The sequence below is a fragment of the Paenibacillus jilunlii genome, assembly GCF_900102965.1.
Lineage (GTDB): Bacteria > Bacillota > Bacilli > Paenibacillales > Paenibacillaceae > Paenibacillus_AQ > Paenibacillus_AQ jilunlii.
In genome coordinates this window covers 1,024,850-1,034,159 of record NZ_FNGM01000001.1, presented here as the reverse complement: position 1 = coordinate 1,034,159, position 9,310 = coordinate 1,024,850, and the positions used below count along the sequence as shown (strand labels likewise).

3 protein-coding genes and 1 pseudogene are annotated in these 9,310 nt (G+C 54.2%); all 4 read right to left on the bottom strand.

Going from position 1 to position 9,310, the window contains the following annotated elements:
* Window positions 1-1,823, bottom strand: a pseudogene (locus BLQ82_RS04835) (HNH endonuclease); the annotation flags it as partial.
* A 585-nt stretch (window positions 1,824-2,408) separates the two neighbouring features.
* Complete coding sequence (locus tag BLQ82_RS04830; RefSeq protein WP_062528160.1) at window positions 2,409-3,929, bottom strand: TPM domain-containing protein; 1,521 nt, start codon at window positions 3,927-3,929, stop codon at window positions 2,409-2,411.
* Window positions 3,930-4,063: 134 nt separating this feature from the next.
* Window positions 4,064-8,560 (bottom strand): coiled-coil domain-containing protein, encoded by a 4,497-nt coding sequence (locus BLQ82_RS04825; protein ID WP_062528159.1) that lies wholly within the window; start codon window positions 8,558-8,560, stop codon window positions 4,064-4,066.
* Entirely contained in the window at window positions 8,547-9,305 is a 759-nt protein-coding gene (locus BLQ82_RS04820) for a DUF6063 family protein (RefSeq protein WP_062528158.1), read from the bottom strand. The genes BLQ82_RS04825 and BLQ82_RS04820 overlap by 14 nt, the downstream gene beginning before the upstream one ends.
* Window positions 9,306-9,310: the final 5 nt, after the last annotated feature.

Below are 9,310 nucleotides of genomic sequence, written 5' to 3'. Positions count from 1 at the left end.
TGCTTTGTCTGCGCTTCGCGCTCTTTTTCCGCCCGGACGCTGTTGATCTCGCCTTTTTTCTGCTGTGCTGCGGCTCCAGCCTGACCGGCATAGTCGGCTTCGGCCGCATCCAGCTCGTTTTTCCATTCGCCGCGCAGCTGATCCACTTCCGCCTTTGCCCCGGCCTGCTGGTTAAGCTGCTTGTCCTTGGCCTCGGCCTCCGCCTGCTGGATTTGCGCGTGGCTGTCTGCTTTGGAGAGCTGCACCTTGCTGTCGAACTTGGCTTTCTCCTTGCTGTATTCAGCCTGCTTGGCACCCAGCTGTTTCTTCATTTCCGGAGCCAGGCTGTGATTCAGCCCGGCAGTCATGTCCGCCGGCACTCCCAGTACAGGCAGCTTTTTGGCTCCGGGGGCATGGCCGCCTTGCAGCTCTGCGGAAGCTTTCAGTGTGGAGCCGTCCGGCTCGGGGTAGATGTCATTTTCACCAAACGGGTGGTTAATCTGACCCAGCTCCGCCCGCTTGGCTGCTCCTACCTGCTGGGAGGCCTCCTGGTTAAAGCCTTCGAGCTGGGACGGGTCCGCCTCGCCGGTCAGGCTGATTTCCGGCGGCACCGCCGCAGCGGAACGGATTTCGCCCAACATGGCTTCCGGATTTCCGTCTGAACCTGAGGACCCGATGTCCATTCGTCCAAGATTCCCTGGTTGCGCGTTTCCGCCAGACCGTTCGCTCTTAAATCCGTCTGAAACGTCATGTTTCAGCGGCGCTATTTTCCTCCGGGCTTGCAGCGCTTTTCCCTTCAGTCCCGTAGGAGCGGGTATCACTGGCATCCCCTGCTTGGTCTTCTGCTTCTGCTTCGCCAGTGCTCCTGTGGACACATCTACAGCCTGGGCGTAAGCATCCCCTATCTCGGTGGGCTGAACATGGGTCAGCTGATCGAGGATTTGCCCCGGATCCTCCCCGCGGATGTTCACCTTCTTAGCCTTGGCCGGCTCTTCCTTCCCCACTCCCGCCAATGCGCCCAAGGCATCTCCCAAGGATGGTTCCTTCGGTGCGGCTTTCTGTGCTGTTTCCGACGTGGTTTCCTTGCCCCTGCCCTTGCCGCTCTTGCCGTCCTTGCTGGCCCCCGCTTGTGCTTCTGTATGCTCTACAGTTTGTTCTTTTCCACTGCCCTTTGCATTGGGATCAGCCGCTTCTTCTTTCTTTGCCTCAGCAGCTCCGGATTTTGCTTCGACATTGGGGGGCTTATCTATGCTGTCTTCAACGCCCGGGGAAGCTTTTTGGGCTGCCGGGTTCTCTTTCGCTGTTCCTTTTGGTTTCACTTGCGCAGTCGGCTTCGACTCAGGAATTAGGCCGGATGGGTTAGTTGCTATACTCCTTTGCTCCTTGCCCTGGCCCTGCTCCTGTTTTTGCAGCTTCAAATCACTTGCTGTCTGATCCCTCTTGACCGCTGGCACCGCTTCAACCCTTACGGATTGCACTGCCTCCTGCTCTTTGCGCTGTACCGCGTGGGCGGATTCGCGCTCTTCAGCTGATTTTTCCAAAAGCCCCTGTGCTTGTTCGCCTTGCTTCGCCTCTGAAGAATTATCCGTCTTCTTCTCTTCCTTACGGCCATCCTTCAGGCTGGATAACAATTGAACCACGGCACGGTTGCCGAGCGTACGCTGGAGCGCCAGCTTGTCCTCCCGGCTCAAAGAAGCCGGATTTTGACGGACACGCCGGATAATCTCCACCGGGTCCGGCATCTTTGTTGCTGCTGGCCGTACGAACGTCAGTGGATTGGTGTATGGTTTATGGCTGCCCGATGTTTTCTCTTTCTCCTTGGTCGCGGTTGCTTGGGTCTGCAAACGGAGTCCCCCCTCTGTAAAAAATCGATCCTATAGAAGATGTAAAATCTATAGCGATTTTTACAGCCGGGATGACCAAGAAAACTATTTATTGCTTCTATTTCAAAGGAGTATGCAGCGAAAGCTATTTTTAACGGGTGAAAAAGCATGATCTATTGCGGTAGCCCACGAGGCACTCCCAGATTCATCAGTTAGCCCGCTTCCGGCTAATTCAGAGATCTTTTATGCGACCAAAAGGACTTACCCGGGCATATATAGTGAGATTTTAGAAAAACCCATAATTCTTCACTTGAATGTAGGCAGGATTATCTTCATTTGGTGCTTAGAGCTCAGTGTGATTGCATTTGGTGCAACAGATTACTCCGCTAACTCCGATAAAAAACAATCTATTGTATTTCATGCAATTGAAATTCAAGAATTGGGCTCAAAAAGACCTTTTCCCTAAAATCTGCTGCACAGAATACAATAGATTTTGTTTTTTAGCTTATTTAGGAGGAATCTGCTGCAGGAAGTGCAATAGATTTCCAAAACAAAAAAAGGAGCCGCTTCGCAGCAGCCCCCTACCCTCTAATTCATAACTCCGTTCTAGCTATGCCGCCCCACGCCGCCGCCGCTGCTTGCGCTGCCGCCGCCACCGGAGGAGCCGCTGTCGTTATCGTCGTCGTCCGGGGAATAACGGCCCGCACCTCCGCCGTAGCTCGAACCCCCACCACCGCGATTGTCATCATCGTCGTCCGTACTGGATGAATAACGCCCGGCACCGCCACCGCTGGAGAAGCCTCCACCGCCGTGGTTGGTCGAGTTGCTGTCCTCCGGACTGCTTCCCCAAAAGCTGCTGCCGGAGTTGTGATGGTGAGGCGCCGGGGGTCTGCGGCTGCGGTGCTGGCGGTTGTACCACCGGCTCCCAGACCCGTAGCCCGGCTGACCGTACCAGGTGCCATAACGGCGGACATTCCGCGGGTTGCGCGGGTTCACCGGAATGCCATAGCGTGCAATATGCCGGTTGCGCAGCGAGGCAGGAACACTAATCAGAAGAATGATGAGCAAAAATATACCCATAATCGTAAATGCTTTGGCAACAGAAATAGGCTGCATTTCATCAATCTTTAATGGACCCGCAGTTTCGGTTGCGGTCTGACCCGGAGAAACAATGGTGCTGCCAGGCTTGGCAGCTGCAGCCGCAGTCCCCTGTACCTGATCTGCCCGGGACAGAAAAAAGCTGTAAAATGCATTGGCTGCGGCTGTTGCACCGGCTGCATAGTTCTTTTTGGCAAATTGCGGTTCGAGTTCGGTAGTCAAAATCCTGCTGACCACATCATTGGTGAGTATGCCGTCGATATTCTTTCCCTGCAGTGCATGATAGTTGTCACCGCCGATATCCAGCACCAGCATCACATCATTTGGACCTGCCCCCGCTGAAGCGAATTTGGCATAGGTGTAATCCTCCAGGCTTTGATTGCCGGAATTCTTCACCGTTACAATGTACACTCCGCTTCGAGTCGTAGGCTGGTACCGGTTGCCGGATTGGTTCAAATAATCCTTTGTAACCTTTTGGAAGACCCCGGCATTATCGGCGACATAATTTTTCGAGCCTAACGTCTCCGTGTAGGTCCCGCCCAGGCTTTGAACCAATGCGCCATAAGTTTTGCGGACACCGGCGCTGTAATCCTTTTTGGCGAAATCCGGCTCCAGCGACGCAGAGAGAATCTTGGACAGTTTGCTATCGGATAGAGCAGACTTCAGGCCTTTGCCGGGAACTGCCCAATAATCATCATCCTTGATGGACATCAGCAGCAGTACGCCATTATTTTTGTCCGCCGATCCTACGCCCCAGGAGTTAAAAAGAGCAGTCGCATATTCCTCCATCGAAACGCCATTCGTAGAATCCACAGTGACCAGCACGACCTGCGCCCCATCCTTCTGATGCAGACGCACACCATAGTTGACCATATAGTTCTCGGTTTTCGTGTCAATCACATTGGCAAAATCGTTCACATAAAATGATGCGGTATGTTTGGGAACGGCTGTTTTGGCCAAACTGAGCGACGGCAGCAGCAGTACACTAAGCAGCATGGCGATAAGCGCCAATTTAAAAGTTTTTTTCATACGTACCCCCAGGCATGACATAGATCCTATCCTCTATATCGGTTACGCGTGCTACTGGATAGAGTTCCAACTTCCAACGTTAGTAACTGAATATTGTGTACCTTCCTATCTCTATCTATCATATGATTCGAGATTCAGAACAATGAGGCCGGAATCAGCTTACGTCCGCCTTTAATGAGCGTAGACTCCAGCATGTCACCCTTTTCACCGCCAAAATAAAGCTGCCAGTAGACGCCGAAGCGGACGCTGACATCATTTTTCACCAGCTCCGGCGGGGTAACGATCAGCCACTGGAAGCGTAATGCCTTGGAAATCTCAAATACCGGATCAAGCACGTTATTGGAAACCATTTCACCGAACGGATTGTCATATAAAAAGACTGTCCAGCCTTTATTCTCGCGGTTGACCCGTTTATGGGTCATGATCATCATCGCCACCAGCAGCTGGACGGACTGGCGCTGCCCGCCGCTGCCGACTGCTTCATCCAATGCTCCGCGGTTGATGACTTCCCAATCGGAGTAGTGATACTCTTCCGGAGCCGCATAGAGGAAATAATTCTCCGTCACCGGCTTATAGACCTGCAAGACCGGAAAACGGTTCTGCAGGGCGGCGTAGACAATCATGCCGTCACTGATCAGATCCTTGACCGCCGCTGCCGGTACCTGCTCGATCTTCGGGAATTTCTCCAGCAGGCTGCTGATGCAGCGGTTGAAGTACTCGCTCACCAGCGGTTCGATATCTTCGGTTGTCTTGGGCACATTGATGTTTTTGTAATTCAAACGCACCAGCGGGAACGCATGGCCGTTCTCGTTGTGGATAATCATCCGGCGCTCCATACGCTTCAAAATATCAACGATCTGCACTACCCGCTTAGCAGCCCGGCCAACCCACATTTTCCGTGACAGCTCCATGCCTTCCTTATCGCTGCGGATGCTCTCAATCTGATCCTGCGAGCTCTGAAGCATCGAGTCCAGCACTTGCAGTGCAATAGAGAAGTCCTCCCAATGCACGGTGTTCAGCCGTTCCTGAATCTTGGTTGCAAGCTCGGCATTCCAGCCGCTTTTGGCAAGCTTGCCGCTGAGTGCCGTCTTCTCTTCCTTGACTTTCCGTGATATTTCATTCCGTTCACTGCGGCTCTCTCTGCTGCGCAGCAGCCACTCAGCCACAGCCTGCTCGCAGTCCTCTCTTGTGCGCAGCTGCACCTCTTCAGGTATGTCACGCAGCTGCAGCCGCCCTTCCACATGGGTTTCCATGACTTTGCTCTGGCTGGCGAGTGTCTGAAGCCACTGATCCAGTGAAGCCAGGGTCTGCTTGCAGCCGTTCAGTGCATACTCATTCTCACGGGACCGTTCCCTGATCTCTTCTTCTTTCGGGTCCAGCGGTTCATTCCAGAGCTCCACAGCCCGCTCGTGCTTTTCCTTGATCGCCTTCTCCGCTTTGGCCAGCTGCTTGTGCAGATTGTCAAGCTCAGTCTGGCAGCGGACGAAGGAATCCCGGACAAGCTGATAGTCCTCGTCCAGCATTCCAGTGTCGCTCTTCTGCCGCGTTCTGGCTGCCATGATCGCATCAGGCGTATCGCTTGGCTCCGGTACATTGCGCCAATCCGCCTCAATCTGCTGGACGGCTGCTTCAAGCTCGGCCAGCTGTTCAGCCGCTGCTTTGATCTGTGCGGCCCTTGTACGGATTTCCAGCTCATTCCGGCTCAAGGATTGCTGGAGGCTCTCCAGAGTACTTAGGGTCTGAAGCAGTTTGTCCTGAATGGAAGCATCAAGGGGGAACTCCGGCTGATCCTCTGCATGTCCGGTTGAGGAAGCCTGTGGTCCGGCCGGGAAGACAAGCTCAGGGAACCAGGTTTGCAGCCTTGGAAACAATGAATACCGGGTATCTCCAACCCATTTTTCCCGTTCCAGGGCTGTACTGTCCAGCTCGGCTTTCAGCTGTGCCAGCTGCTGCTCCTTGCCTGTAATCTCTTTGTTCAGCTCGCTTCTGCGGTCAACCGCCCTTTGCTTGTCTTTATAGTCCTGCTCCTGTTTATGGGTCCGTTCATTCCATTCGCGCAGCGCTGCTGCTTTCTCCTCGTGTTCCACTTTGCCGGCTTCGCATTCGGAGATTTCCCGCATAATCTCCCCCATTGCCGCTGCATTTTCGCTAATTTCAGTGTTCAGTTCGCCCAGACTTATGCGCAGCTCGTTCTGCAAGCCATTCAGAGCGTTCAGCTTGCCCTTGAGGCTAACCGAATGCTCACTCTGGAACAACCGCTCATACTCCTGCCTAGCGGATTTCAGCTTCGCCAGATATCCCTCCGCATCCTGCAGCTCCGCTTCCTGATCCTTGAGTCTTGCAGAGATCCCCTGCTTCCACTCCAGAAAACGGTCCGGCTGCAGCACCATCTGCGGGCCTTGTCCGCCCAGCAGCAGGAAAGGCTGCTCCGCAGGCTGCGCCATCTGCTCACGGATGAAGACCGGCACCGCTGATTTGAGCAGCAGGTCCTTCAGCATTCCCGGCTGCAGCTTGGCCGCCTCGCGTTCGGTGACAATGAGGCTGTAAGGCAGCAGCGGATGCCGCTCCAGCTCTTCCTCGCGGATCAGATAAGGCTGATCGTTCAGAAAGGCGCTGCCCAGCATCGAGCTGATCTTCAGCGCGTCGAGCCTGTCCTTCACTGTCAGCAGATCGCTATTCGGCAGCCAGTAGGCTTCATGCTGCAGCTCAACATCCAGCAATTGATGATAATAATCTCTCCTGAGCCGTTTGGTCTGCACTTCAGCTTCGTCCAGCCTGCGGATGAAGCGCTCCTGCACAGCAGCCTTCGCTTCGAACAAACCCGTAGCGCCCAGCCGGTTATGCTCTTCATACAGCTCCAGCAGCACGACCAGCTGTGACCAGAGCTGCGATTCCCGGTTCAGCTGGATATCCAGCTGTTCCTGCAGCTCCCCCTCCTGCTGCTCATGGGCAAGGAGCTTCCCGCTGACCTGGGTATGCTTCGTATGCAGCTTGAAGCGTTCTTCGTCCGCAGCCTTGCGCCGTTCATTCAGCGTAACAATATTCTCGGCGAAGCCTCTGGCAGCAGCGATGGCCCGCTGAAGCGATGCAGCCGGTGAATGGGCGGCTTCCTGCCCATGGCGGGCGGCGAATGCCCCGAGCGCTTCCGTGTATTGGCGGATGGAGGCGGTCAGCTCGTGAATCCGGCTGTCCAGGCCGCCCAGCTCCAGCAGACAGCTTTCGCGTTCCTTACGGCGGGCAGCTTCATCGGCACTCAAGGATTGCTGGCGGCGGCTGAACGCCGTAATCTGCCCCTGCCACAGCTTGGACACTTGCTGCCACTGCTGGCGCAATTCTTCCTTCGCAGCTTGCACCACCTCTTGGCGCTCCTTCATTTCAAGCGACCCTTCGATGGCTTCAATCTCCTTCTGCCACTGCTCCATCTGGCGGAGCTGAAGCTTCCGCCGGGCCAGATAATGGGCCACCTCCAGCTCTTTTTCCTTCGCTTTCGAATCTTCCAGACGCTGGCGGGCACGGCTCTGATTATCGCTTATCTTTGTGAAATCCTCCTGCTTCCGGTCGGCCTCCTCTTTGCTGCGCAGGTAATTCAGGTTATCTGCTTCAAAACGCAGCTGCCGCGCCTCCTGATGGAGCTGTACCAGCTCGTCTGCTTTTTTGCGGCGCCCCTCTTCGGCTGTTTTCAGCTCGTCATGGATCACGGTGTACATTTGCCGTCCAAGCAGCTCTGTTTCGCGGTAGCGCAGTTCCGCTTCCATCCCCTGCTTCACCAGCTCATGCAGCGGTGCGGCCAGCACGGTAAATTCGGCAAAAGCCTTCTCGCGCTGCTCCAGCATCGGCAGTCTCTGCGCAACGGTCGCCGCATCCATGAACATTTTCTGAAGCGAGCCTTCCTGCTCAGGCAGGCCTTCGTTCAGGCTGGTGCCGATTTCGGGAATAATAAGCTTTTCGAACAGATTTTGGTTCGTAAAGGCATCATTTTTCTGGAAATAGCCCTTAATCCCGCCTTCCTCACCGTTAATCCGCCGCATGTTGCGCCACTCGCCGATATGGATATCCCGTTCCGCCAGGAAATTATAGTATTTTTTCAGATCCGAGCTGTGGCTTCCAAAGGAAGCCATTTCTCCCCGGTGGTCCCGCACGAACTGTTGAATGCTCTCGAAACTAACAGGACCAGCGGCATCGATATCATAGAGCGGCAATGTGGAAAGTGTAAGCTCAGCATGTTCCTCATAGTCCAGCAGCGCATAGAGCAGATAATCGACCTTGATTTCCAGCTGGTCCACAGAGCTGTGGGCCGTCATTGCGATGCCGGTGGTCATGTACTCATTGCGGTCGTTATTATCCAGGCGCCATTCAATGGCCACGTGGAAGGTATAGGGCTTGAGCTGTTTTTTGTGATTATGAAAAAAAGCCTCAACCTGGTTCTCATTATCCTTGCCCCAGGCCGCTTTCGGAATCAGCAGCTGGAAAATCGATTGCAGCAGCACACCCTTCCCGCCGCCGTTCATCAGGGTAATCAGCGTGTTGGCCGGCCCTTCCTCATTGCTGAGGTCCAGAACCATATCGTCATACTTTTTGAGCATCTTTTCATATTTAAGTCCGGTAATCCGGATCCGCTCAATACGCGGCATGGGCTTCCCCCTCCTTCTCCGTCAAGGTGCGCCCGATCAGTGCCTTCAGTTCCTTATAACGGTCAACATCATGGTACAGATAACGCATTCTTTCATATAATTCTTCGCGGGGGAAAATCCGCTTCTCGTTCTCCGAGATAAAGACCAGATGCTCTTCCTCCAGCAGCTTCATACCCTCATGTATTAATCCGATCCGGGAACTAGCTCCTCTGCTTAGAGAATCGGCTTCCTCCTGGCTTTTGGTCTGCATGTAGAGGCTTGTCCAGACCTTATGCATCGCCTGGATATCCAGACGCCACTGCCTGCTGAATCCGCCCTCGCTGTCCATTTCGACCCATGCCTGAAACAATGAGGATACCTGATCTGAGATTTGAATATAGGACATGCTGTCCTGTCCCGGCTTGAAATGGTGCTCATCCTGGTCCATCTCGGCCAGGAACACCAGAATAATAATGTTAATGATATGTAAATGGGTTTTGCGCTCAATCCGTGAATATTTGTTCCTGAGCTGCGTGAAGTTGCTGGCAAAACCCGAGCCCAGCGGATTAACCAGCAGGTGGAGGCGGTGTCCGGAATTCATTATCCGGCAGCCTCCTTCTTTGGCCATGTACTGCAGGGCGTCATAAGCTCCGTTGTCCTGTAGGCATTCAGCGGCTGCGGGATCATCCAGCGAAATCACCTTCCGGCGTAGCAGGTCAAAAAACAGCCGCGAAGCCTGCTGTAATTGTTCTAGCGAATAGTTCATGCTGA